The organism is Sideroxydans sp., assembly GCF_054604835.1.
Map to the genome: position 1 here is coordinate 329,187 of NZ_JBTSFG010000003.1, position 22,377 is coordinate 351,563.

Genomic DNA, 22,377 nt, shown 5'->3' on the forward strand with positions numbered 1-22,377 from the left:
AAAGGCCGGGATGATCCCGGCCTTTTCTATGGCGTGTAGCTAAACTTACTCGCCAGCTACTTCCACTGCTTCTGCTGCTGTCGGACGATCCACCAGTTCGATCAGTGCCATAGGAGCATTGTCGCCCTTGCGGAAACCGAACTTCAGGATGCGCGAGTAGCCGCCGTTGCGTGTTGCATAGCGCGGGCCGAGTTCGTCGAACAACTTGGTGACCATCTCGCGGTCACGCAGACGGGCGAACGCCAGACGACGATTGGCCAAGCTTGGGTTCTTGCCCAGCGTCAGGATAGGCTCTGCCACACGGCGCAGTTCCTTGGCCTTCGGCAAGGTGGTCTTGATCGCTTCGTGACGCAGCAACGAAACGGTCATATTGCGCAACATAGCCAGACGGTGGCTGCTGGTGCGGTTGAGTTTTCTAAGTCCTAAACGGTGACGCATGATTTTCCTCTCTTGCTTTCTGACCCGGTGTCTACCGGGCGAGCTTTATTTCTCGGCCACTGCCGTCCAGTTTTCCAGCTTGATACCCAGCGACAAGTCGTGTTCGGCCAGCACTTGCTTGATCTCGTTAAGAGACTTGCGGCCCAGATTCGGGGTGCGCAGCAGGTCGGCTTCGGTGTACTGGATCAGGTCGCCGATGTAATGGATGCTCTGTGCCTTCAAACAGTTCGAAGAGCGCGGAGTCAGTTCCAGATCATCGACCGGACGCAGCAGCATCGGATCAACCTTCGGTGCAGCGGGCTTCTCGACCGGAGCCGGTGTGCCTTCCAGTGCTGCGAACACGGAGAACTGCTCAACCAGGATACGCGCTGCGTAACGGATGGCTTCTTCCGGATCGATGGCACTGTTGGTCTCGATGTCAAAGATCAGCTTGTCCAAGTCGGTACGCTGCTCGACGCGAGCGCTCTCGACTGCATAGCTGACGCGCGAGATCGGGCTGAACGAAGCATCCAGGGCGATGTGGCCCACCGGACGTGTCGCCGCACCCGGCTGCTGACGCGAGATAGCGGAAACATAACCGCGACCTTGCTCGATCTTGATCTCCATGTCCAACTTACCGCCTGCCGTGAGGTGGGCGATGACATGGTTGGGGTTGATCACTTCGGTGTCGGCATCGACTTCGATGTCGGCAGCAGTGACCACGCCGGCGCCGGACTTCTTCAGTTGCAGTGTGGCCTCAGGCGCACCGTGCAGCTTCAGAACCAGCCCCTTCAGGTTCAACAGGATCTCGACCACGTCTTCCTGCACGCCGTCGATCGGGGAGTATTCGTGCAGCACACCGGCGATCTTCACTTCTGTCACGGCATAGCCGGGCATGGAAGACAGCAGGATGCGACGCAGGGCATTGCCCAGCGTATGGCCGTAGCCGCGCTCGAACGGCTCCATCACAACACGCGCCTGGGTGGCGGAGATGTTCTGGACGTCGATGATGCGAGGCTTCAACAGATTATTTGTAGGCATATGCGACTCCGCGTTGATTACTTGGAATACAACTCGACAATGAGGTGCTCATTGATGGTTGCAGGCAATTCGGTACGCTGCGGAACAGCCTTGAAGGTGCCCTTGAATGCCTTGGCATCCACGTCCAGCCATTCCGGGAAACCGCGCTGCGCTGCCGCGTCCAGAGATGCCTTCAGACGCAGTTGTGCGCGAGACTTCTCGTTGACTTCGACCACATCACCCGGCTTAACGATGTAAGAGGGGATGTTCACACGCTTGCCGTTGACCAGAATGCTGTTGTGACGCACGGTCTGACGTGCTTCAGCACGAGAACCGCCGAAGCCCATACGATAGGCGACGTTGTCCAAACGGGATTCCAGCAGTTGCAACAGGTTCTCGCCGGTAATGCCCTTGGCGGTCGTTGCACGCTTGTAGATCAGACGGAACTGGCCTTCCAGGATCCCGTAGATACGACGTACCTTCTGCTTTTCACGCAGCTGGCCACCGTACTCGGACATGCGCTGGTTACGGCGCTGACCGTGCTGACCGGGAGGATACGCACGACGCTCGACCGCGCACTTGTCGGTAAAACACTTCTCTGCCTTCAGAAACAGCTTCTCGCCTTCGCGACGGCACTTACGGCACTTTGCATCAAGATTTCTAGCCAAGATCGATACTCCTTAAATACGACGCTTCTTCGGAGGACGGCAACCGTTGTGCGGTACCGGCGTGATATCCGAAATGCTGGTGATTTTGAAACCGGCGGCGTTCAACGCACGCACAGCGGATTCGCGACCCGGGCCTGGACCCTTGATGCGCACTTCCAGATTCTTCACACCACACTCGACTGCAGACTTGCCAACGACTTCGGCAGCGATCTGTGCAGCGAATGGCGTGCTCTTGCGAGAACCCTTGAAGCCCTGCGCGCCACTTGTAGACCATGCCAGTGTGTTGCCCTGACGGTCCGTGATGGTCACGATGGTGTTGTTGAAGGAAGCGTGAACGTGCGCGATGCCTTCAGCTACGTTCTTCTTTACTTTTTTACGCACTTTCGTGCTGGTCTTAGCCATGTCTGCTGTCCTCTACTTAATTACTTTTTCGCGCCAGCGATGGATTTACGCGGACCTTTACGGGTGCGTGCATTGGTGCGGGTACGCTGACCACGGCTCGGCAAGCCGCGACGATGACGCAAACCACGGTAGCAGCCCATATCCATCAGGCGCTTGATATTCATGGTGACTTCACGACGCAGGTCACCCTCAACGGTGAACTTGGCGACTTCATCGCGCAGCTTTTCCATTTCGGAATCGCTGATGTCTTTCATCTTGGAAGAAGTCAACACGCCTGCTGCAGCACAAATCTGCTGCGCACGTGTGCGTCCGATGCCATAAATGGCGGTCAACGCAATCACTGCGTGTTGATGGTTTGGAATGTTTACACCGGCAATACGAGCCATGCAGCTACCCTATCGTTCAAAAGTTGCGAATTCTAACATCCAGCGGCGATTGTACTCAATCAACCCTGGCGCTGTTTGTGGCGAGGATCGCTGCTGCAGATCACACGGACCACACGGTTGCGACGCACGATCTTGCAATTGCGGCACATTTTCTTTACGGATGCTTGGACTTTCATTTGTTTCTCCTTGCTTCTTCAATTCAAAGCCATGTACTTGGCATATAGCTAAAGTATCCAGCGATGCTTCTACCGTTTAACCGGCTTTAAAATTAGCCTTCTTCAACAGGCTTTCATATTGGTGGGTCATCAAGTAAGACTGAACTTGCGCCATGAAATCCATAGTCACCACAACCAGGATCAAGAGCGACGTACCACCGAAATAGAACGGCACATTCCACTTGACCACCAAAAACTCGGGCAGCAGACAAACCAGCGTGATGTACACCGCACCCACCATGGTCAGACGCAGCATGATCTTTTCGATATAGCGCGCAGTCTGGTCACCCGGACGTATCCCCGGAAGGAAAGCACCGCTTTTCTTCAAATTGTCAGCGGTCTCTTTTGGACTGAACACCAGCGCGGTGTAAAAGAAGCAAAAGAAGATGATCGCAGCTGCATAGAACATCACATAGATCGGCTGTCCGGGAGCCAGCTTGTCGCTCACATCCTTCAACCAGGTCATGCTGCTACCACTGCCGAACCAACCCGCCAAAGTCGCCGGGAACAGGATGATGCTGGAAGCGAAGATCGGCGGGATCACGCCGGCCATATTCAGCTTCAGCGGCAGATGCGAGCTCTGGCCACCCATGATCTTGTTACCCACCTGACGTTTGGCATAGTTCACCAACACCTTGCGCTGACCGCGCTCCACGAACACCACCAGTGCCGTGACGGCGATGGCACCAAAGAACAGCGCCAAAACCAGCGGCACGGAGAACGCTCCGGTGCGTGCCATTTCCAGAGTGTTGCCGATCGCACTAGGCAGACCTGCCGCAATACCCGCGAAGATGATCAGCGAGATACCGTTACCCAAACCGCGCTCGGTGATCTGCTCACCCAGCCACATCAGGAACATCGTGCCGGTAACCAGGGTCACCACCGTCGTCATCTGGAACATCATGCCCGGCTCGAGCACCAGATCCTTCTGCGACTGCAACATCACAGCGATACCGAATGACTGGAACAAAGCCAACACCAGCGTACCGTAACGCGTGTACTGGGTGATCTTGCGGCGTCCAGCTTCGCCTTCCTTTTTCAACTGCTCCAAGTGCGGCACTGCGATCGATGCCAACTGCATGATGATCGATGCAGAGATGTACGGCATGATGCCCAGCGCCAAAATAGTGAAGCGTTCGAGCGCACCACCCGAGAACATGTTGAACATGCCAAGGATGCCACCTTGTTGTTGCTTGAACAGATCGGCCAAAACGTTCGGGTCGATACCCGGCACTGGAATATGCGCACCGATACGGTACACCACCAATGCCCCAAGCAAGAACCAAAGGCGCTTGCTCAGATCACCGTATTTATTCTTGGCTACAGCTTTCACAGACGATCCTTATTCTGCGACGCTGCCACCGGCAGCTTCAACAGCGGCGCGAGCGCCTTTGGTCAGCAGCAAACCCTGCAGCTTGACTGCACGAGTGAGCTCACCAGCAAGAATCACCTTCGCTCCCAGCGCAGTTGCAGCAACCACACCAGCCTGCTTCAAAGCCAACAGATCGATTGTGTCGACGGGCATCTTCTCCAAGTCAGACAAGCGAACTTGCGCTGTATCGTTACGAGTCAGAGAAACGAAACCGCGCTTAGGCAAGCGACGCTGCAAAGGCATCTGACCGCCTTCAAAGCCCACTTTGTGGAAACCGCCAGCACGTGACTTTTGACCCTTGTGACCACGACCGGCGGTCTTTCCCAGGCCGGAGCCGATACCACGACCAACACGACGCTTGTAATGCTTGGCGCCATCGGCAGGTTTAATTTGATTGAGTTCCATTTATGCCTCGCACTTGACCAGGTAGAACACCTTGTTAATCATGCCGCGTACTGCCGGGGTGTCTTCCAGAACAACCGTGTGGTTGATTCGGCGCAGACCCAGACCGCGAATGGTGTCGCGATGCGACTGCTTAGTTCCGATCAGGCCTTTGACCTGCGTAACCTTCAATGTTTTTTCTTTAGCCATGATTACCCCGCGATCTCTTCGACGCTCTTACCACGCTTGGCCGCAATCTCGGCCGGAGAATTCAGCGCCTGCAGACCATTCAATGTTGCACGAACGACGTTGTACGGATTGTTGGAGCCAAGACACTTGGCCAGAACGTTGCGAACACCGACCGCCTCGAACACAGCGCGCATCGCGCCACCGGCAATAATTCCGGTACCTTCGGAAGCAGGAAGCATAACGACCTTGGCGGCGCCATGACGACCGATCACTGCGTGATGCAACGTGCCATCCTTCAGATTGACCTTGACCAGCTTGCGACGACATTCTTCCATCGCCTTCTGCACAGCCACCGGCACTTCCTTGGATTTGCCCTTACCCATGCCGACGCGACCATCGCCGTCACCCACTACTGTGAGCGCCGCGAAACCCATGATACGACCACCCTTCACCACCTTGGTGACGCGGTTCACATGGATCATCTTTTCGATGAGGCCGTCACCTTTGTCTTCGGGCTGCTGATTCTTACCTTGTGCTTTAGCCATGATTCACCTCGATCTTAGAACTGCAAGCCATTTTCGCGCGCCGCTTCTGCCAGCGCTTTGATGCGACCATGGTACTTGTTGCCGGAACGGTCAAACGCAACAGCAGTAACGCCTGCGCTCTTGGCTTTTTCAGCGATACGCTTGCCGACTACCGCCGCCGCAGCTGCATTGCCGCCGTTACCCACGCTCTTGCGCACTTCTGCTTCCAGCGTGGAAGCACTAGCCAGAATCTGGCCACCATCAGCCGAGATCACTTGCGCATAGATGTGCAGATTGGTGCGATGGACTGCCAGACGCACAGCCTTCTGTTCAGCGATTCTTGCGCGGGTTTTACGTGACCTGCGTTGACGCGATTCATTCTTATTCAACATATCAACCTCGATTATTTCTTCTTGGTTTCTTTGAGGAGCACCACTTCGTCTGCGTAACGCACGCCCTTGCCCTTGTAAGGCTCAGGTTCACGATAAGCGCGGATCTCGGCGGCAACCTGACCAACTTGCTGCTTGTCTGCTCCGGTCAGCACGATCTCGGTCTGACTGGGTGTCACGACCTTCACACCTTGCGGCATCTTGTGCGCGACAGGATGAGAGAATCCAAGTGACAGATTCAGCGTATCGCCAGCAGCTTGTGCACGATAACCGACGCCCACCAGGGTCAGCTTGCGCTCGAAACCCTTGCTCACACCATTCATCATGTTTGCCAACAGGGCGCGTATCGTGCCGGACATCGCATTGGCCTGGGCAGATTCACCGACAGCCTTGCAAAGCAACTGATCGCCTTCGCGCACCACGGTAACTTCGCCCTTAAGAACTTGCGTAAGTGAACCCAACGGGCCCTTTACGGAGATCTTGTCTGCAGCCAGGGTGACTTCCACACCGGCCGGCACCACAACTGGATTCTTACCAACTCTAGACATATCCCCCCCTTACGCCACGATGCACAGCACTTCGCCGCCGATACCGTTGGCACGTGCTTTGTGGTCTGTCATCAAGCCCTTGGACGTGGACACGATCGCGATACCCATACCGTTCATCACGTGAGGGATATCTTCGCTGCCCTTGTACACACGCAGGCCGGGACGGCTCACGCGCTGGATCTTTTCGATCACAGGACGATCAGCGTAATACTTCAAACCGATTTCCAGCATCGGCTTGCCGTCGTTTTCCATGACTTTGAAGCCATCGACATAGCCTTCATCCTGCAGAACCTTGGCGATTGCAGCCTTGATCTTGGATGATGGCATTGCCACGATTGTTTTTTCCGCCATTTGCGCGTTACGAATACGCGTCAACATATCGGCGATAGGATCACTCATGCTCATAAATTCACCCTTACCAGCTTGCCTTGACTACACCAGGGATCTCGCCGCGCATTGCGTATTCACGCAATTTGATGCGGCCCAGACCGAACTTGCTGAAGGTGCCACGTGGGCGACCAGTCAGCGCGCAACGATTACGCAAACGCACCGGGCTGGAATCACGAGGCAGCGCCTGCAGTTTTTGACGAGCAGCAAAACGCTCTTCATCGCTCAGCGACATATTTGTCGCGATTGCCAACAGCTCGGCACGCTTCCCAGCGAATTTCTTCACTGCGTCGCGGCGTTTCTGTTCGCGGTTAATCAAAGCTGTTTTAGCCATATCACCCTCAGTTCTTCAATGGGAATTTGAAAGCCATCAGAAGCGCACGCGCTTCTTCGTCGGTCTTCGCAGTCGTTGTGATCGTGATGTTCATGCCACGCAGAGCGTCGATCTTGTCGTACTCGATCTCCGGGAAGATGATCTGCTCTTTGATACCCATGTTGTAATTGCCACGGCCATCAAAAGACTTGCCCGAAATACCACGGAAGTCGCGAATACGAGGAATCGCAACTGTAACCAGGCGATCCATGAATTCGAACATGCGTTCGCGGCGCAGCGTTACTTTGCAGCCGACCGGATAGTTCTCGCGGATCTTGAAACCGGCGATGGATTTCTTGGACTTGGTCACGACAGGCTTCTGGCCTGCAATCTTGGTCATGTCGCTAACCGCGTGATCCATCACCTTCTTGTCGGCAACCGCTTCGCCCACACCCATATTCAGGGTGATCTTCTCGATGCGCGGCACTTCCATGACAGACTTGTAGCCGAACTGCTTCATCAGCTGCGGCGCCACGGTCTCTTTATAGAACTGATTAAAACGAGCCATGCTCATACCCCTTATGCAATCACTTCGCCGCTGGACTTGAAGATGCGCACTTTGCGCCCGTCTTCCAGCTGCTTGATACCAACACGATCCGCCTTTTTGGTAGCCGCATTAAAGATGGCCACATTGGAGATGTGCATCGGCTTCTCGATCTCGACGATACCGCCCGAGGTCCCTTTCATGGGATTCGGCTTCTGGTGCTTCTTGACCTTGTTGATGCCCGACACCACCACGTAGTCATCAGCCACCTTCATAACGCTACCGCGATTGCCCTTATCCTTGCCGGCGATCACGATCACATCATCATCTTTTTTAATCTTGCGCATGATTTTTCCTTATCCTTCCCTTACAGCACTTCAGGCGCCAGGGAAACGATCTTCATGAACTTCTCGTTACGCAATTCACGCGTAACCGGCCCGAAGATGCGTGTGCCGATCGGCTCCAGCTTGTTGTTCAGCAGAACTGCAGCGTTGCCATCGAACTTGATCAGAGAGCCGTCAGTGCGACGAACACCCTTGGCTGTGCGAACGACCACTGCACTGTAGACTTCGCCTTTTTTGACGCGCGAACGCGGCGCAGCATCCTTGATGCTGACCTTGATCACATCGCCCACGCCGGCATAACGACGCTTGGAACCACCCAACACCTTGATGCACATAACCGAGCGTGCGCCAGTGTTGTCAGCCACATTCAAAACAGACTGCATTTGTATCATTTTTTAATCTCCAACTTATTCCGCCTGCGGCGGCTAGTTTTGGAACCCGTTCGGGTTAGGCCGCCGCAAGCGACGGTGAAACGAAGCCGCGCATTCTAGTCAGACTTGCGCCTTTGCGCAAGCATAATTTTCAATTACGCAACCGCGGACTCATCAATCAGCCTTGGCAACACGCCATGTCTTGGTCTTGGACATAGGGCGCATCTCCTCGATAGTCACCATATCGCCCTCATTGCAAGCATTGTTCTCGTCATGAGCGTGGTATTTCTTGGAGACGCGAACGACCTTGCCCAGCACAGGGTGCTTCACCTTGCGCTCAACCAGGACCGTGACGGTCTTGTCCATTTTGTTGCTGACGACTGTGCCGGTCAGGGCGCGTTTCAGATTAGCTGCACTCATTGCTGCACACCTTTTTCTGTCAATACGGTTTTCACACGCGCGATGTCACGGCGCACCTTTTTCAACTGGCTGGTATTGCTCAGTTGCTGTGTTGCAAGTTGCATGCGCAGGCCGAACTGCGCCTTGCTCAAAGACATCAGCTCTTCATGCAACTCGGCAACGGATTTGCTCTTCAGTTCACTAGCATTCATGATCACGCTCCTACCTGTCTGACAACGAAAGTCGTCTCAAGCGGCAGCTTTGCTGATGCCAGCTTGAACGCTTCACGCGCCAATGTTTCTGCCACACCGTCCATCTCGTACAGCATCTTGCCCGGCTGGATCTCGGCTACGTAGTACTCCGGATTTCCTTTACCGTTACCCATACGCACTTCTGCAGGCTTCTTGGAGATCGGCTTGTCCGGGAATACGCGGATCCAGATACGACCACCACGCTTGATGTGACGCGTCATGGCACGACGGGCTGCTTCGATCTGACGAGCAGTCAGACGGCCGCGGCCCACGGCCTTAAGACCGAACTCGCCGAAACTCACCTTGTTGCCGCGCGTTGCGATGCCGGTGTTACGGCCTTTCTGCTCCTTGCGGTACTTTCTTCTAGCTGGCTGTAGCATGTTTTGCTCCCGACTTTCTTACTTTCTTTTCTGGCTCGGCAACAGCGGGAGCAGCGACTTCCTGCTGACCAGTCTGGTCACCCTTGTATACCCACACCTTGACGCCGATGATGCCGTAGGTTGTCTTCGCTTCGGCAAAGCCGTAGTCGATATCGGCACGCAGTGTGTGCAATGGCACACGGCCTTCGCGATACCACTCGGTACGCGCGATCTCGATACCATTCAGACGGCCTGCACTCATGATCTTGATGCCCTGAGCACCCAGACGCATAGCGTTTTGCATGGCACGCTTCATGGCGCGACGGAACATGATGCGTTTCTCGAGCTGCTGAGTGATGGACTCGGCGATCAACTGCGCGTCCACTTCCGGCTTGCGAACTTCCTCGATATTCAAACCAACATCAGGCAGACCCATGCGCTTGCGCAATTCGACGCGCAATTTTTCGATGTCTTCGCCCTTCTTGCCGATCACCACACCAGGACGAGCCGTGTAGATAGTGATCTTGGCGTTCTTGGCAGGACGCTCGATGATGATTCTGGAGACGCCGGCACCAGCCAGCTTCTTCTTCAGATAATCACGCACTTCGATGTCTTTATGCAGCAGATCAGCGAAGTTCTTGCTGTTGGAATACCACTTGGACGACCAGTTCTTAGTGACACTCAAGCGGAAACCAATCGGATGAATTTTCTGACCCATGCTTAGCTCCCGACGGTGATCGTAATGTGGCAAGTCTGCTTCTCGATGCTTGTTCCACGGCCTTTGGCGCGGGGAATCATGCGCTTGAGGGAAGCACCTTTGTCCACGTAGATGGTAGAAACCTTCAATTCATCGATGTCCGCGCCGTCGTTATGCTCGGCATTGGCGATCGCTGAATCCAGCGCCTTCTTGATGATGGCGCCGCCCTTTTTTGGGCTGAAAGTCAAAATGTTCAAGGCTTGCGCGACAGGCAGACCACGAATCTGGTCAGCGACCAGACGCGCCTTCTGCGCCGACAAACGTACACCCCGGATGACTGCTGTTGTACTCATCATCTCTCCTTATTTCTTCGCTTTTTTGTCAGCGACGTGGCCCTTGAAGGTACGCGTCAGCGAAAATTCGCCCAGCTTGTGACCAACCATGTTCTCGGAGATATATACCGGAACATGCGCCTTGCCGTTGTGAACGGCGATCGTGAGACCGACGAACTCGGGCAACACCGTCGAGCGGCGGGACCAGGTCTTGACCGGGCGCTTGTCATTGGTTGCGCGGACCGTCTCGACCTTCTTAATCAGGTGCAGATCGACGAAAGGACCTTTTTTAATTGAACGTGCCATTCTGATTTACCCCTTAAGCCTTGAAGCGACGACGCACGATCATATTCGTAGTGCGCTTGTTGCTGCGTGTACGGTAGCCCTTAGCCGGCGTGCCCCATGGGCTGACCGGATGACGACCCGCAGCAGTCTTGCCTTCACCACCACCGTGCGGGTGGTCGACCGGGTTCATCACCACGCCGCGAACCGTCGGACGAATACCGCGCCAGCGATTTGCACCGGCCTTGCCGATGGAACGCAGGCTATGCTCGGAGTTGCCCACTTCGCCCAATGTCGCTTTGCAGTCGATGTGGACCTTGCGGATCTCACCGGAGCGCAGGCGCAACTGCGCATAGCTACCTTCACGGGCCAGCAGTTGCACTGCCGCGCCGGCGGAGCGCGCCAATTGCGCACCCTTGCCCGGCAGCATCTCGATCGCGTGTATGGTCGAGCCCACCGGGATATTGCGCAACGGCAGCGCATTACCCGCTTTGATCGGGGCTTCAGATCCGCTGATCAGTTCGGCACCAGCAGAGATACCCTTGGGAGCGATGATGTAACGACGCTCGCCATCCGCGTACAGCAGCAGCGCCAAATGCGCAGTGCGGTTCGGATCGTATTCCAGACGTTCAACTTTGGCCGGAATGCCATCCTTGTTACGCTTGAAGTCAACCAAACGATAATGCTTCTTGTGTCCACCACCCATGTGACGGGTAGTGATATGACCATTGTTGTTACGACCTGCGGTACGCGTCTTCTTTTCCAGCAAGGCTGCAACAGGCTTACCCTTGTGCAATTCCTTGTTGACCACACGCACTACCGAACGTGTACCAGGCGATGTAGGTTTGAGTTTAATCAGTGCCATGTTTTACCCCTGCTCACTTGCGGCAAAGTTGATCTCCTGACCGGCAGCCAGACAAACATAGGCTTTCTTCCAGTCTTTGCGGCTGCCCATGAATCGGCCAAAGCGCTTTTGCTTGCCCTTCACATTGCTGATCTGCACGCTATCAACGGTCACATTGAACAACTTCTCGACTGCCGCCTTGACTTCAGGCTTGGTGGCGTCGGAAGCCACACGGAAAATGACCTGCTCGTTCTTCTCTGCAACGAACGTGGCCTTTTCAGAGATCTGCGGCGCCAGCAGAATGTGCAACAGACGCTCTTCGATGTTCTTGGTCGTCATGCCAGCATCTCCTCAATTTTGGCGATCGCACTGCGCGTAACCAGCACGTTCGGGAAACGAACCAGACTGACTGGGTCGGCCTGATGCACTTCAACCACCAGCACGTTAGGCAGGTTGCGCGAAGCCAGATACATATTTTCGTCGATGTTGTCAGTGATGATCATGACGCGAGCATCTTTCAGCCCCATGTCATTGATCTTCGCTGCCAGCAGCTTGGTCTTGGGTGCGTCGACGGACAGTGCATCCAACACGCTCAGACGGCCTTCGCTGACCAACTTCGAGAAGATCGACGCCAAACCGGCGCGATACATCTTGCGGTTGATCTTGTGCGAATAGTTCTGATCGGGCTGATTCGGGAAAATCTTACCACCACCGCGCCACAACGGGCTGGAGGCACGACCGGCACGGGCACGACCCGTACCTTTTTGCGCGAATGGCTTGTGCGTAGACTTTGCGATCTCGCTACGACCCTTTTGCTTGCTGTTTGCAGAGCGGGCGTTCGCCTGATATGCAACCACCAATTGGTGAACTAGCGCTTCGTTGTACTCGCGACCGAACAGGTCGTCAGAAGCATTCATGCTCTTGCCGGCCTTGCCGTTTTCGTTGATAACCTTGAGTTCCATTATGCCCCCGCCTTCACTGCCGGGCGTACGATCACATCGCCGCCTGGCGCGCCCGGAACGGCACCGCGCACCAGCAACAACTGGCGCTCGGCATCGATACGAACGATCTGGAGATTTTGAACAGTGCGCTGCACGTCACCGAGGTGACCGGTCATGCGCTTACCAGGGAACACGCGACCGGGATCCTGCGCCATACCGATAGAACCCGGTACGTTGTGCGACTTGGAGTTACCGTGCGTTGCGCGACCGGACTTGAAGTGATGGCGCTTGATGGTACCGGCATAACCTTTACCGATAGTCACGCCCGTCACATCAACCTTCTGGCCGACCTGGAACAGATCGATACCCACGCTACCGCCGACCGTCAGGCTGGCAAGTTGCTCGGGCGATGCTGTGAATTCTTTAAGGATGCTACCCGCCTCAACGCCCGCCTTGGCGAAATGCCCGGCAGCCGCCTTGGTCACGCGGCTGGCGCGGCGCGTACCGAACGCGACCTGCACAGCACTGTAACCATCAGTGGGAGCGGTTTTGATCTGGGTGACACGATTATTGGACACGTCCAGCACAGTCACCGGCAACGATGAACCATCGTCGGTGAAAATGCGGGTCATGCCAATCTTGCGACCGACAAGTCCTAAGCTCATTTTATTTCCTTTTATTAAGGGGCTGACTTCAATTGGTCAGCCGATTCAACTACCAATACTGCTACTGCAAATACTGCGATTACTGCAACTTGATCTCAACATCCACGCCAGCCGGCAGATCCAGCTTCATCAGCGCATCCACAGTCTTGTCTGTAGGGTCGATGATGTCCATCAGGCGCAGATGGGTACGAATCTCGAATTGATCGCGCGAAGTCTTATTCACGTGCGGGGAACGCAGCACGTCGAAGCGCTCGATCTTGGTCGGCAACGGAACCGGGCCTTTTACCACAGCGCCTGTGCGCTTGGCCGTGTCCACGATCTGCAGGGCAGATTGGTCGATCAGACGATAGTCGAACGCCTTCAGGCGAATGCGAATTTTTTGACTTTGCATAATCTTCTCTTGCATCTATGCGGCATAGCCGCTGGTTTAAAGAACGAAATTCGCGTGGACCTACCACGCGAGGGCGCGCATTGTATGCTTACTCGATACTCTTTGCAACAGAACAATGGAACGTGCGGTCACGCACGTTCCATTGTTCTTGTTTCTTAGCCTATTACTCGAGAACCTTGGCAACCACACCGGCGCCGACGGTACGACCGCCTTCGCGGATCGCGAAGCGCAGACCTTCTTCCATCGCGATCGGGTTGATCAGGTTCACTGTGATCGATACGTTGTCACCAGGCATCACCATCTCGGTGCCGGCCGGCAGTTCAACCGCGCCAGTCACGTCAGTCGTACGGAAGTAGAACTGCGGACGGTAGCCTTGGAAGAACGGGGTGTGACGACCACCTTCGTCTTTGCCCAGCACGTAGATCTCGGCTGTGAACTTGGTGTGCGGGGTGATGGAACCGGGCTTGGCCAACACTTGACCGCGCTCGACTTCTTCACGCTTGGTGCCGCGCAGCAGCACGCCGACGTTGTCGCCTGCCTGCCCCTGGTCCAGCAGCTTGCGGAACATCTCCACGCCGGTGCAGGTGGTCTTCAGTGTGGGCTTGATACCGACGATCTCGATCTCTTCGCCGACCTTGATGATGCCGCGCTCGATACGACCAGTCACAACGGTACCGCGACCGGAGATGGAGAACACGTCTTCCACTGGCATCAGGAAGGCGCCGTCGATGGCGCGCTCGGGTGTCGGGATGTAGGAGTCCAGTGCGGCGGCCAGCTTGAGGATGGCGCCTTCGCCCAGTTCGCCTGCATCGCCTTCGACAGCCAGCTTGGCGCTGCCGTGGATGATCGGTGTGTCGTCGCCCGGGAAGTCGTACTTGGAGAGCAGTTCGCGGATCTCCATTTCAACCAGTTCCAGCAGTTCTGCGTCGTCAACCATGTCGCATTTGTTCATGAACACGATGATGTACGGCACGCCAACTTGACGGGCCAGCAGGATGTGCTCGCGAGTCTGGGGCATAGGGCCGTCAGCTGCAGAGACGACCAGGATCGCGCCGTCCATCTGGGCTGCGCCGGTGATCATGTTCTTAACGTAGTCGGCGTGGCCCGGGCAGTCAACGTGTGCGTAGTGACGGGTCGCTGTCTCGTATTCGACGTGGGCGGTGTTGATGGTGATGCCGCGTGCCTTTTCTTCAGGCGCTGCATCGATCTGGTCGTAGCCTTTGGCTTCGCCGCCGAATTTCTTCGACAACACTGTCGTGATCGCCGCTGTCAGCGTGGTCTTGCCGTGGTCAACGTGGCCGATCGTGCCGACGTTTACGTGCGGTTTGGTACGTTCAAATTTGCTCTTTGCCATGATATTTCTTCCTTAATCTAAATTATTTCTTATTCATGATCGCTTCGGCGACATTCTTCGGCGCTTCAGCATAGTGTTTGAATTCCATGGTGTAAGTCGCACGACCTTGGGTCGCAGAGCGCAGCGCGGTTGAATAACCGAACATCTCAGCCAGCGGTACTTCCGCCTTGACCGACTTGCCACCACCAGCCATGTCATCCATACCTTGCACCATGCCGCGACGAGAGGACAAGTCACCCATCACAGTACCGGTGTAGTCTTCCGGCGTTTCCACTTCGACAGACATCATCGGCTCGAGCAGAACAGGATTTGCCTTGCGCATACCGTCCTTGAACGCCATGGACGCAGCCATCTTGAACGCATTTTCATTCGAGTCCACATCATGGTAAGAACCGTCGAACAAAGTAACCTTAACGTCTTCGATCGGATAGCCAGCCAACACACCGTTCGGCAGAGTCTCGCGCAGACCCTTTTCAACAGCAGGGATGAACTCGCGCGGCACGGTACCACCCTTGATGCCATCAACGAATTCAAAGCCCTTGCCGATTTCGTTCGGCTCCATCTTGATCCACACGTGACCGTACTGACCGCGGCCACCCGTCTGCTTGGCATACTTGCCTTCGACTTCAACAGTCTTCTTGATCGCCTCACGATAAGCCACTTGAGGTGCGCCCACGTTTGCCTCAACGCCGAACTCGCGCTTCATACGATCGACCAGAATCTCGAGGTGCAACTCGCCCATACCAGACATGATGGTCTGGCCGGATTCTTCGTCGGTACGAACACGGAAGGAAGGATCTTCTGCCGCCAGACGGCCCAGCGCGATACCCATCTTCTCTTGGTCGGCCTTGGTCTTCGGCTCAACAGCAACGTGGATCACCGGATCAGGGAATACCATGCGCACCAAAATAATTGGCTTCGCTGTACTACACAGAGTCTCGCCGGTAGTCACTTCTTTCAAGCCGATACAAGCAGCGATGTCGCCAGCCAGAATCTCATCCACTTCCTGACGCTCGTTCGCATGCATCTGCACGATACGGCCAATACGCTCCTTCTTACCGCGCACGGAGTTGTACACCGTGTCGCCTTTTTTCAGCACACCGGAATAAACGCGCACGAAAGTCAGTTGTCCCACAAACGGGTCAGTCATCAGCTTGAATGCCAGCGCCGAGAAGCTCTCTTCATCATCCGCCCTGCGTGTCAGCGGCTCGCCTTCTTCAGACTCGCCTTCCACATCGGGAATATCAGAAGGTGACGGCATGAACTGAATAACCGCATCCAGCATACGCTGCACGCCCTTGTTCTTGAACGCACTACCACACATCATCGGCTGAATCTCACACGCGATGGTTCGGATGCGCAAACCGGCCACGATCTCATCTTCTGTCAGATCGCCATTTTCCAGATAGTTGTTCATCAACTCTTCTGAAGCCTCGGCAGCCGACTCAACCATCTTGCTGCGCCACTCAGCAGCCACATCAACCAGATCGGCAGGAATGTCGCGGTAGTCGAACGTCATACCCTGAGACGCCTCATCCCAGTAGATAGCGCGCATCTTGATCAGATCGACCACACCCTCGAACTTCTCTTCAGCACCGATAGGCACCACGATCGGCACAGGATTCGCTCTCAGGCGAGTACCCATCTGCTCGACGACTTTGAAAAAGTTCGCACCGGAGCGGTCCATCTTATTGACGAAGGCCAAGCGCGGCACCTTGTACTTGTTGGCTTGGCGCCAAACAGTCTCAGACTGAGGCTGCACACCACCCACCGCACAATACACCATGCACGCACCATCCAACACACGCATGGAACGCTCAACTTCAATGGTGAAGTCCACGTGTCCCGGCGTATCGATGATGTTGAAGCGATGCTCCTGGAACTGATTCTCCATACCCTTCCAGAAACAAGTCGTCGCTGCGGAAGTGATGGTGATACCACGCTCCTGCTCCTGCTCCATCCAGTCCATGGTGGCAGCACCATCGTGCACTTCACCTATCTTGTGACTCACACCTGTATAGAACAGGATGCGCTCGGTCGTCGTTGTCTTGCCCGCATCGATATGCGCGCTGATGCCAATATTGCGATAACGGCTAATGGGTGTTTTACGTGCCACGATGATTACCTGACTATGTACTTTTGATTAGAAACGGAAATGCGAGAATGCCTTGTTGGCATCTGCCATACGGTGCACTTCCTCGCGCTTCTTGACCGCGCCGCCACGACCTTCGGACGCATCGATCAGCTCGCCAGCCAGACGCAGGTCCATGGACTTCTCGCCGCGCTTGCGGGCGAAATCCTTCAACCAGCGCATCGCCAACGCCACTCGACGGGAAGGACGCACCTCGACCGGAACCTGGTAGTTCGCACCACCCACACGGCGGCTCTTGACTTCCACCTGCGGCTTGGCATTGTTCAGCGCCAGATTGAACACCTCGATCGGGTCCTTGCCGCTCTTTTTGCTGACCTGCTCCAGCGCACCGTACAGGATGCGCTCGGCAACCGACTTCTTGCCGGCAGTCATCAGCACGTTAACGAACTTGGACAAATCCTGATTGCCGAACTTTGGATCCGGCAGGATTTCGCGTTTGGGGACTTCTCTACGTCTTGGCATTTCGATACCTCAGATAACTTGTTGAATTAGGCCTTCTTCGGACGCTTGGCGCCGTACTTGGAACGGGACTGCTTACGATCCTTGACGCCTGCCGTATCCAGGCTGCCGCGCACCATGTGGTAACGCACACCCGGCAAGTCCTTGACACGACCGCCGCGCAGCAGAACCACGCTGTGCTCTTGCAGGTTGTGGCCTTCACCGCCGATGTAAGAAATGACTTCGAAGCCGTTGACCAGACGAACTTTTGCCACCTTACGCAAGGCGGAGTTCGGCTTTTTCGGAGTCGTTGTATATACGCGCGTGCAAACGCCGCGTTTTTGCGGGCTGCCGGCAAGCGCAGGCACCTTGCTCTTGACGATTTCCGTGGTCCGGGGCTTGCGCACTAACTGGTTGATGGTTGGCATTGTTTATCTTCGCTTCCTGAAAACTTTTGGTTATTAAATCGATACTTACCTAATTAACTGAGCCGCAAGACAGGGCGCGTGCCCCACACAACAGAATCGCGCGGACCAAAAAGACCGCGCATTCTATTGATGTAACACCCGCCTGTCAAGGAAACTACACCCCTTCCTGGGCTTCGGCTCCGCTTTCCAGCGCTTCCAGACCCGCACCTTCCGCGATGTCCAGACCAAGGCGCTGCTTGCGGCGCGTGTTGTGATAGGCTAGACCCGTACCTGCCGGGATCAGGCGTCCCACGATCACGTTCTCCTTCAGACCGCGCAACTCGTCCTTTTTGCCCATGATGGCCGCTTCGGTCAACACACGCGTGGTTTCCTGGAAGGAAGCTGCGGAGATGAAGGAATCGGTAGACAGCGAGGCCTTGGTGATACCCAGCAACATGTAGTTGAAGCTTGCTGTCTGCTTGCCCAACTCTGTCACACGCTCGTTCTCGTTCAGCAGTTCTGCGCGCTCGACTTGCTCGTTCAGGATGAAGTTGGTCTCGCCTGCATCGACGATCTGCACACGACGCAGCATCTGACGCACGATCACCTCGATGTGCTTGTCGTTGATCTTCACGCCCTGCAGACGGTACACGTCCTGCACTTCGTCGGTGATGTAACGTGCCAGCGCCTCGATACCCAGCAAACGCAGGATGTCGTGCGGATCGGCCGGGCCGTCCACGATCATCTCGCCCTGGTTCACCACTTGACCGTCGTGCACCAGCACGTGCTTCTCTTTCGGGATCAGGAACTCGTGCGCAACGCCGTCCGTATCGGTGATGACCAGACGCTGCTTGCCCTTGGTCTCCTTGCCGAACGACGCAGTGCCGGTGACTTCGGCCAACATGCCGGCATCCTTCGGCGAACGCGCCTCGAACAGCTCGGCCACACGCGGCAGACCACCGGTGATGTCGCGGGTCTTGGAAGACTCTTGCGGAATACGGGCCAATACATCACCCACACCCACATGCTGACCGTCTTCCACCGTGATGATGGAGCCGATCTGGAACGCGACCGAGATAGCTGTATCAGTACCGGCGATCTTGATCTCATTGCCCGCGTCATCCAGCAGACGCACCAGCGGACGGCCGCCTTTGGTCGAAGTGGAACGCTTCGGATCGATAACGACCAATGTGGACAGGCCTGTCACTTCGTCGATCTGTTTGGCGACGGTAGAACCTTCTTCCACGTTTTCGAAACGCACCTGACCGGCGTATTCCGTGATCACCGGACGGGTGTGCGGATCCCAGCTTGCCAGTATTGAACCGGCCTTCAAGGTCTCGCCTTCGCGCGCCGCCAGGTTGGCACCGTAAGGCACCTTGTGGCGTTCGCGCTCGCGTCCGTGCTCGTCGGTCACCATCACCTCACCGGAACGCGCCACCACCACCAGACCGCCGCTAGCGGTGGTCACGGTACGCATGTTATCGCTGTACTTGATGATACCGCTGGATTTGCTCTCGACCTGGCTGGCCACCACGGTACGCGATGCCGCACCACCGATGTGGAAGGTACGCATCGTCAACTGGGTACCCGGCTCACCGATGGACTGCGCGGCAATCACGCCGACTGCCTCGCCCACGTTGATCAGGCCGCCACGACCCAGGTCGCGGCCGTAACACTTGGCACACAGACCGTAACGGGTCTCGCAGGTCAGCGGCGTGCGCACGCGCACCTCGTCGATACCCAGTGTCTCGATCTGCTCGACCATGTCTTCGTCCAACAGGGTGTTGGCTTCGAACAGTGTCGCACCCGTTTCGGGATTGACCACATCGGCGGCGATCACGCGACCGAGGATACGCTCGCGCAAGGCCTCGATCACTTCACCGCCCTCGACCAGCGCCTTCATGGAGCGGCCGTTCTCAGTACCGCAATCATCTTCGATCACCACCAGATCCTGCGTTACGTCCACCAGGCGGCGTGTCAGGTAACCGGAGTTAGCAGTCTTCAACGCGGTGTCGGCCAGACCCTTACGGGCACCGTGCGTCGAGATGAAGTACTGCAGCATGTTCAGACCTTCGCGGAAGTTCGCGGTGATCGGCGTCTCGATGATGGAGCCGTCCGGCTTCGCCATCAGGCCACGCATACCGGACAACTGACGGATCTGCGCAGCGGAACCACGCGCACCGGAGTCGGCCATCATGTAGATGGAGTTGAACGACTCCTGCGTCACCACATTACCCTTCTTGTCGGTGACTGCTTCGCCGGTGGCACGGTCCAGCACAGGCTCGACACCCAACTGGTCCATCATGGCCTTGGCGACCTGGTCACCGGTACGGCCCCAGATGTCCACTACCTTGTTGTAGCGCTCGCCCTGTGTCACCAGACCCGAGGTGTACTGAGTATGGATCTCGTGCACTTCCTTCTCGGCTGCGCCGATCAGTGCGTTCTTCTGTTGCGGCACCAGCATGTCATCCACACAGATGGAGATACCGGCGCGTGTCGCATACGCGAAACCGGTGTACATCAGCTGGTCGGCCATGATCACAGTGTCGCGCAGACCGCAACGGCGGAAGCTGACGTTGATCAGGCGCGAGATCTCTTTCTTCTTCAGCGCCTTGTTCACGAAACTGAACGGCAGGTTAGCCGGCAGCAATTCGGACAGGATGGCACGACCGACAGTGGTCTCGTAACGCGTGAACTTGTCTTCTTTCTCACCCGCCTCGTTGCTCACCACTTCCTTGATGCGCACCTGCACCTTTGCTTGCAGATCGACATGACCGGAACGATAGGCACGCAATACTTCGGACACGTCCGCCAGTATCGCGCCTTCGCCCAACGCGCCGACCTTCTCGCGCGTCATGTAGTACAGACCCAGCACGATATCCTGTGACGGCACGATGATCGGCTCGCCGTTGGCGGGCGACAGCACGTTGTTGGAAGCCAGCATCAGTGTGCGCGCTTCCATCTGCGCTTCCAGCGACAGCGGCACGTGAACGGCCATCTGGTCACCGTCGAAGTCGGCGTTGAACGCGGTACAAACCAGCGGATGCAGCTGGATGGCCTTGCCTTCGATCAGGATAGGCTCGAAAGCCTGGATACCCAGACGGTGCAGCGTAGGCGCGCGGTTCAGCATCACCGGATGTTCGCGGATGACTTCTTCCAGGATGTCCCACACGATAGGCTCTTCCGCCTCGACCATGCGCTTGCCGGCCTTGATGGTGGTAGCCAGGCCCATTTTTTCCAGGCGCTCAAAGATGAATGGCTTGAACAGTTCCAGCGCCATCTTCTTGGGCAGACCGCACTGATGCAGTTTCAGTTGCGGGCCCACCACGATCACGGAACGACCGGAGTAGTCCACGCGCTTACCCAGCAAGTTCTGACGGAAACGACCGCCCTTACCCTTGATCATGTCAGCCAGAGACTTCAGCGGACGCTTGTTGGCACCGGTCATCGCTTTGCCGCGACGTCCGTTGTCCAGCAGGGAGTCGACTGACTCCTGCAGCATGCGCTTCTCGTTGCGCACGATGATGTCCGGCGCCTTCAGTTCCAGCAGGCGGCGCAGACGGTTGTTACGGTTGATGACGCGACGATACAGGTCGTTCAGATCAGAAGTCGCAAAACGACCACCGTCCAGCGGCACCAGCGGACGCAGTTCCGGCGGCAACACCGGCAGCACTTCCATCACCATCCATTCCGGCTTGATACCGGATTGCAGGAACGCCTCCAGCACTTTCAGGCGCTTGGCGTATTTCTTGATCTTGGTCTCGGAACCGGTGGCTTCCAATTCGGCACGGATCTTCTCCACTTCCGACGGCACGTCCAGCGCACGCAGCAGCGCGCGCACACCTTCCGCGCCCATCACCGCCTGGAACTCGTCGCCGTATTCCTCGATCTTGGCGATGTAGTCGTCCTCGGTCAGCAACTGGCCGCGGTTCAGCGGCGTCATGCCTGGCTCGGTCACCACGAAGGCTTCGAAATACAGCACGCGTTCGATGTCACGCAGTGTCATATCCAGAACCATACCCAGACGGGATGGCAGTGACTTCAGAAACCAGATGTGTGCAACCGGCGAAGCCAGTTCGATGTGGCCCATGCGCTCGCGACGCACCTTGGACAGGGTGACTTCAACGCCGCACTTCTCGCAGATCACACCGCGATGCTTGAGGCGCTTGTACTTGCCGCACAGGCACTCGTAGTCCTTCACCGGGCCGAAGATCTTGGCGCAGAACAGACCATCGCGCTCCGGCTTGAAGGTACGGTAGTTGATGGTTTCCGGCTTCTTCACTTCGCCGTATGACCAGGAGCGAATCTTCTCGGGAGAAGCCAGACCGATCTTGATCGCGTCGAACTCTTCCTTTTGCGTGACTTGCTTGAACAGATCCAAAATTGATTTCATGT

At 56.2% G+C, this 22,377-nt stretch carries 33 protein-coding genes; all 33 read right to left on the minus strand.

The genetic code is table 11. From position 1 onward, the window contains the following. Positions 1-45 precede the first annotated feature (45 nt). The 33 genes from rplQ to rpoC all read right to left on the minus strand — a co-directional run bounded on the left by rplQ (position 46) and on the right by rpoC (position 22,375). On the minus strand, positions 46-438 hold the full coding sequence (gene rplQ, locus ACYCZ5_RS07270) for a 50S ribosomal protein L17 (protein WP_461544126.1): 393 nt from the start codon (positions 436-438) through the stop codon (positions 46-48). A gap of 45 nt (positions 439-483) precedes the next feature. Beyond that, a complete protein-coding gene (locus ACYCZ5_RS07275; protein WP_461544127.1) occupies positions 484-1,458 on the minus strand; it encodes a DNA-directed RNA polymerase subunit alpha in 975 nt (324 codons plus the stop codon). 17 nt (positions 1,459-1,475) lie between these two features. Continuing rightward, positions 1,476-2,105: a 30S ribosomal protein S4 gene (gene rpsD, locus ACYCZ5_RS07280; RefSeq protein WP_461544128.1), complete on the minus strand. Its 630-nt coding sequence runs from the start codon at positions 2,103-2,105 to the stop codon at positions 1,476-1,478. A 12-nt stretch (positions 2,106-2,117) separates the two neighbouring features. Then, a complete protein-coding gene (gene rpsK / locus ACYCZ5_RS07285) occupies positions 2,118-2,507 on the minus strand; it encodes a 30S ribosomal protein S11 (protein WP_461544129.1) in 390 nt (129 codons plus the stop codon). A gap of 20 nt (positions 2,508-2,527) precedes the next feature. Then, entirely contained in the window at positions 2,528-2,893 is a 366-nt protein-coding gene (gene rpsM / locus ACYCZ5_RS07290; RefSeq protein ID WP_461544130.1) for a 30S ribosomal protein S13, read from the minus strand. A gap of 59 nt (positions 2,894-2,952) precedes the next feature. Then, positions 2,953-3,069 (minus strand): 50S ribosomal protein L36, encoded by a 117-nt coding sequence (rpmJ, locus tag ACYCZ5_RS07295; RefSeq protein ID WP_459719462.1) that lies wholly within the window; start codon positions 3,067-3,069, stop codon positions 2,953-2,955. Between the two features lie 76 nt (positions 3,070-3,145). Further along, positions 3,146-4,441 carry a preprotein translocase subunit SecY gene (gene secY, locus ACYCZ5_RS07300; RefSeq protein WP_461544131.1) on the minus strand — a complete coding sequence of 432 codons (1,296 nt, stop codon included), beginning with the start codon at positions 4,439-4,441 and terminating at the stop codon, positions 3,146-3,148. A 9-nt stretch (positions 4,442-4,450) separates the two neighbouring features. Next, positions 4,451-4,885, minus strand: coding sequence for a 50S ribosomal protein L15 (gene rplO / locus ACYCZ5_RS07305; protein ID WP_461544132.1), 435 nt, complete (start codon positions 4,883-4,885; stop codon positions 4,451-4,453). After that, on the minus strand, positions 4,886-5,071 hold the full coding sequence (rpmD, locus tag ACYCZ5_RS07310) for an uL30 family ribosomal protein (protein ID WP_459719454.1): 186 nt from the start codon (positions 5,069-5,071) through the stop codon (positions 4,886-4,888). It abuts the gene before it with no gap. A 2-nt stretch (positions 5,072-5,073) separates the two neighbouring features. Next, positions 5,074-5,595 carry a 30S ribosomal protein S5 gene (gene rpsE / locus ACYCZ5_RS07315; RefSeq protein WP_461544133.1) on the minus strand — a complete coding sequence of 174 codons (522 nt, stop codon included), beginning with the start codon at positions 5,593-5,595 and terminating at the stop codon, positions 5,074-5,076. A gap of 14 nt (positions 5,596-5,609) precedes the next feature. Then, positions 5,610-5,963 (minus strand): 50S ribosomal protein L18, encoded by a 354-nt coding sequence (rplR, locus tag ACYCZ5_RS07320; RefSeq protein WP_461544171.1) that lies wholly within the window; start codon positions 5,961-5,963, stop codon positions 5,610-5,612. 14 nt (positions 5,964-5,977) lie between these two features. After that, complete coding sequence (gene rplF / locus ACYCZ5_RS07325) at positions 5,978-6,511, minus strand: 50S ribosomal protein L6 (protein WP_461544134.1); 534 nt, start codon at positions 6,509-6,511, stop codon at positions 5,978-5,980. Between the two features lie 9 nt (positions 6,512-6,520). After that, positions 6,521-6,916, minus strand: coding sequence for a 30S ribosomal protein S8 (gene rpsH / locus ACYCZ5_RS07330; RefSeq protein ID WP_461544135.1), 396 nt, complete (start codon positions 6,914-6,916; stop codon positions 6,521-6,523). Between the two features lie 10 nt (positions 6,917-6,926). After that, positions 6,927-7,232: a 30S ribosomal protein S14 gene (gene rpsN, locus ACYCZ5_RS07335; RefSeq protein WP_461544136.1), complete on the minus strand. Its 306-nt coding sequence runs from the start codon at positions 7,230-7,232 to the stop codon at positions 6,927-6,929. 7 nt (positions 7,233-7,239) lie between these two features. After that, positions 7,240-7,779, minus strand: a complete 540-nt coding sequence (rplE, locus tag ACYCZ5_RS07340; RefSeq protein ID WP_461544137.1) for a 50S ribosomal protein L5 — start codon at positions 7,777-7,779, stop codon at positions 7,240-7,242. 11 nt (positions 7,780-7,790) lie between these two features. Next, positions 7,791-8,102: a 50S ribosomal protein L24 gene (rplX, locus tag ACYCZ5_RS07345; protein WP_461544138.1), complete on the minus strand. Its 312-nt coding sequence runs from the start codon at positions 8,100-8,102 to the stop codon at positions 7,791-7,793. 20 nt (positions 8,103-8,122) lie between these two features. Then, on the minus strand, positions 8,123-8,491 hold the full coding sequence (gene rplN, locus ACYCZ5_RS07350) for a 50S ribosomal protein L14 (RefSeq protein ID WP_461544139.1): 369 nt from the start codon (positions 8,489-8,491) through the stop codon (positions 8,123-8,125). A gap of 153 nt (positions 8,492-8,644) precedes the next feature. Further along, positions 8,645-8,890 (minus strand): 30S ribosomal protein S17, encoded by a 246-nt coding sequence (gene rpsQ, locus ACYCZ5_RS07355; protein WP_461544140.1) that lies wholly within the window; start codon positions 8,888-8,890, stop codon positions 8,645-8,647. Continuing rightward, on the minus strand, positions 8,887-9,081 hold the full coding sequence (gene rpmC / locus ACYCZ5_RS07360) for a 50S ribosomal protein L29 (RefSeq protein WP_461544141.1): 195 nt from the start codon (positions 9,079-9,081) through the stop codon (positions 8,887-8,889). The genes rpsQ and rpmC overlap by 4 nt, the downstream gene beginning before the upstream one ends. A 2-nt stretch (positions 9,082-9,083) precedes the next feature. Further along, complete coding sequence (gene rplP / locus ACYCZ5_RS07365; RefSeq protein WP_461544142.1) at positions 9,084-9,500, minus strand: 50S ribosomal protein L16; 417 nt, start codon at positions 9,498-9,500, stop codon at positions 9,084-9,086. Further along, positions 9,484-10,197, minus strand: coding sequence for a 30S ribosomal protein S3 (gene rpsC, locus ACYCZ5_RS07370; protein ID WP_461544143.1), 714 nt, complete (start codon positions 10,195-10,197; stop codon positions 9,484-9,486). The genes rplP and rpsC overlap by 17 nt, the downstream gene beginning before the upstream one ends. A gap of 2 nt (positions 10,198-10,199) precedes the next feature. Next, positions 10,200-10,529, minus strand: coding sequence for a large ribosomal subunit protein uL22 (rplV, locus tag ACYCZ5_RS07375; protein WP_459719411.1), 330 nt, complete (start codon positions 10,527-10,529; stop codon positions 10,200-10,202). Positions 10,530-10,538: 9 nt separating this feature from the next. Continuing rightward, positions 10,539-10,814 (minus strand): 30S ribosomal protein S19, encoded by a 276-nt coding sequence (rpsS, locus tag ACYCZ5_RS07380; protein ID WP_461544144.1) that lies wholly within the window; start codon positions 10,812-10,814, stop codon positions 10,539-10,541. A 13-nt stretch (positions 10,815-10,827) separates the two neighbouring features. Next, on the minus strand, positions 10,828-11,655 hold the full coding sequence (rplB, locus tag ACYCZ5_RS07385) for a 50S ribosomal protein L2 (RefSeq protein WP_461544145.1): 828 nt from the start codon (positions 11,653-11,655) through the stop codon (positions 10,828-10,830). 3 nt (positions 11,656-11,658) lie between these two features. Beyond that, positions 11,659-11,973, minus strand: a complete 315-nt coding sequence (gene rplW, locus ACYCZ5_RS07390; protein ID WP_461544146.1) for a 50S ribosomal protein L23 — start codon at positions 11,971-11,973, stop codon at positions 11,659-11,661. Further along, complete coding sequence (gene rplD, locus ACYCZ5_RS07395; RefSeq protein WP_461544147.1) at positions 11,970-12,596, minus strand: 50S ribosomal protein L4; 627 nt, start codon at positions 12,594-12,596, stop codon at positions 11,970-11,972. The genes rplW and rplD overlap by 4 nt, the downstream gene beginning before the upstream one ends. Beyond that, positions 12,596-13,240, minus strand: coding sequence for a 50S ribosomal protein L3 (rplC, locus tag ACYCZ5_RS07400; protein WP_461544148.1), 645 nt, complete (start codon positions 13,238-13,240; stop codon positions 12,596-12,598). The genes rplD and rplC overlap by 1 nt, the downstream gene beginning before the upstream one ends. 79 nt (positions 13,241-13,319) lie before the next feature. After that, complete coding sequence (gene rpsJ, locus ACYCZ5_RS07405) at positions 13,320-13,631, minus strand: 30S ribosomal protein S10 (protein WP_407899302.1); 312 nt, start codon at positions 13,629-13,631, stop codon at positions 13,320-13,322. Positions 13,632-13,794: 163 nt separating this feature from the next. Further along, positions 13,795-14,985, minus strand: coding sequence for an elongation factor Tu (tuf, locus tag ACYCZ5_RS07410; RefSeq protein WP_461544149.1), 1,191 nt, complete (start codon positions 14,983-14,985; stop codon positions 13,795-13,797). Positions 14,986-15,007: 22 nt separating this feature from the next. Then, positions 15,008-17,101, minus strand: a complete 2,094-nt coding sequence (fusA, locus tag ACYCZ5_RS07415) for an elongation factor G (protein ID WP_461544150.1) — start codon at positions 17,099-17,101, stop codon at positions 15,008-15,010. A 27-nt stretch (positions 17,102-17,128) separates the two neighbouring features. Next, on the minus strand, positions 17,129-17,599 hold the full coding sequence (rpsG, locus tag ACYCZ5_RS07420) for a 30S ribosomal protein S7 (RefSeq protein WP_461544151.1): 471 nt from the start codon (positions 17,597-17,599) through the stop codon (positions 17,129-17,131). Between the two features lie 26 nt (positions 17,600-17,625). Beyond that, positions 17,626-18,003: a 30S ribosomal protein S12 gene (gene rpsL, locus ACYCZ5_RS07425; protein ID WP_459724399.1), complete on the minus strand. Its 378-nt coding sequence runs from the start codon at positions 18,001-18,003 to the stop codon at positions 17,626-17,628. Between the two features lie 154 nt (positions 18,004-18,157). Further along, entirely contained in the window at positions 18,158-22,375 is a 4,218-nt protein-coding gene (gene rpoC / locus ACYCZ5_RS07430) for a DNA-directed RNA polymerase subunit beta' (RefSeq protein WP_461544152.1), read from the minus strand. Between the last annotated feature and the right edge of the window lie 2 nt (positions 22,376-22,377).

Coding starts and splice junctions, on each gene's coding strand:
- rplQ (WP_461544126.1), bottom strand. CDS start 438: ATGCGTCACCGTTTAGGACTTAGAAAACTCAACCGCACCAGCAGCCAC.
- ACYCZ5_RS07275 (WP_461544127.1), bottom strand. CDS start 1,458: ATGCCTACAAATAATCTGTTGAAGCCTCGCATCATCGACGTCCAGAAC.
- rpsK (WP_461544129.1), bottom strand. CDS start 2,507: ATGGCTAAGACCAGCACGAAAGTGCGTAAAAAAGTAAAGAAGAACGTA.
- rpsM (WP_461544130.1), bottom strand. CDS start 2,893: ATGGCTCGTATTGCCGGTGTAAACATTCCAAACCATCAACACGCAGTG.
- rpmJ (WP_459719462.1), bottom strand. CDS start 3,069: ATGAAAGTCCAAGCATCCGTAAAGAAAATGTGCCGCAATTGCAAGATC.
- rplO (WP_461544132.1), bottom strand. CDS start 4,885: ATGGAACTCAATCAAATTAAACCTGCCGATGGCGCCAAGCATTACAAG.
- rpmD (WP_459719454.1), bottom strand. CDS start 5,071: ATGGCTAAAGAAAAAACATTGAAGGTTACGCAGGTCAAAGGCCTGATC.
- rpsE (WP_461544133.1), bottom strand. CDS start 5,595: ATGGCTAAAGCACAAGGTAAGAATCAGCAGCCCGAAGACAAAGGTGAC.
- rplF (WP_461544134.1), bottom strand. CDS start 6,511: ATGTCTAGAGTTGGTAAGAATCCAGTTGTGGTGCCGGCCGGTGTGGAA.
- rpsH (WP_461544135.1), bottom strand. CDS start 6,916: ATGAGCATGAGTGATCCTATCGCCGATATGTTGACGCGTATTCGTAAC.
- rpsN (WP_461544136.1), bottom strand. CDS start 7,232: ATGGCTAAAACAGCTTTGATTAACCGCGAACAGAAACGCCGCGACGCA.
- rplE (WP_461544137.1), bottom strand. CDS start 7,779: ATGGCTCGTTTTAATCAGTTCTATAAAGAGACCGTGGCGCCGCAGCTG.
- rplX (WP_461544138.1), bottom strand. CDS start 8,102: ATGCGCAAGATTAAAAAAGATGATGATGTGATCGTGATCGCCGGCAAG.
- rplN (WP_461544139.1), bottom strand. CDS start 8,491: ATGATACAAATGCAGTCTGTTTTGAATGTGGCTGACAACACTGGCGCA.
- rpsQ (WP_461544140.1), bottom strand. CDS start 8,890: ATGAGTGCAGCTAATCTGAAACGCGCCCTGACCGGCACAGTCGTCAGC.
- rpmC (WP_461544141.1), bottom strand. CDS start 9,081: ATGAATGCTAGTGAACTGAAGAGCAAATCCGTTGCCGAGTTGCATGAA.
- rplP (WP_461544142.1), bottom strand. CDS start 9,500: ATGCTACAGCCAGCTAGAAGAAAGTACCGCAAGGAGCAGAAAGGCCGT.
- rpsC (WP_461544143.1), bottom strand. CDS start 10,197: ATGGGTCAGAAAATTCATCCGATTGGTTTCCGCTTGAGTGTCACTAAG.
- rplV (WP_459719411.1), bottom strand. CDS start 10,529: ATGAGTACAACAGCAGTCATCCGGGGTGTACGTTTGTCGGCGCAGAAG.
- rpsS (WP_461544144.1), bottom strand. CDS start 10,814: ATGGCACGTTCAATTAAAAAAGGTCCTTTCGTCGATCTGCACCTGATT.
- rplB (WP_461544145.1), bottom strand. CDS start 11,655: ATGGCACTGATTAAACTCAAACCTACATCGCCTGGTACACGTTCGGTA.
- rplW (WP_461544146.1), bottom strand. CDS start 11,973: ATGACGACCAAGAACATCGAAGAGCGTCTGTTGCACATTCTGCTGGCG.
- rplD (WP_461544147.1), bottom strand. CDS start 12,596: ATGGAACTCAAGGTTATCAACGAAAACGGCAAGGCCGGCAAGAGCATG.
- rplC (WP_461544148.1), bottom strand. CDS start 13,240: ATGAGCTTAGGACTTGTCGGTCGCAAGATTGGCATGACCCGCATTTTC.
- rpsJ (WP_407899302.1), bottom strand. CDS start 13,631: ATGCAAAGTCAAAAAATTCGCATTCGCCTGAAGGCGTTCGACTATCGT.
- tuf (WP_461544149.1), bottom strand. CDS start 14,985: ATGGCAAAGAGCAAATTTGAACGTACCAAACCGCACGTAAACGTCGGC.
- rpsG (WP_461544151.1), bottom strand. CDS start 17,599: ATGCCAAGACGTAGAGAAGTCCCCAAACGCGAAATCCTGCCGGATCCA.
- rpsL (WP_459724399.1), bottom strand. CDS start 18,003: ATGCCAACCATCAACCAGTTAGTGCGCAAGCCCCGGACCACGGAAATC.
- rpoC (WP_461544152.1), bottom strand. CDS start 22,375: ATGAAATCAATTTTGGATCTGTTCAAGCAAGTCACGCAAAAGGAAGAG.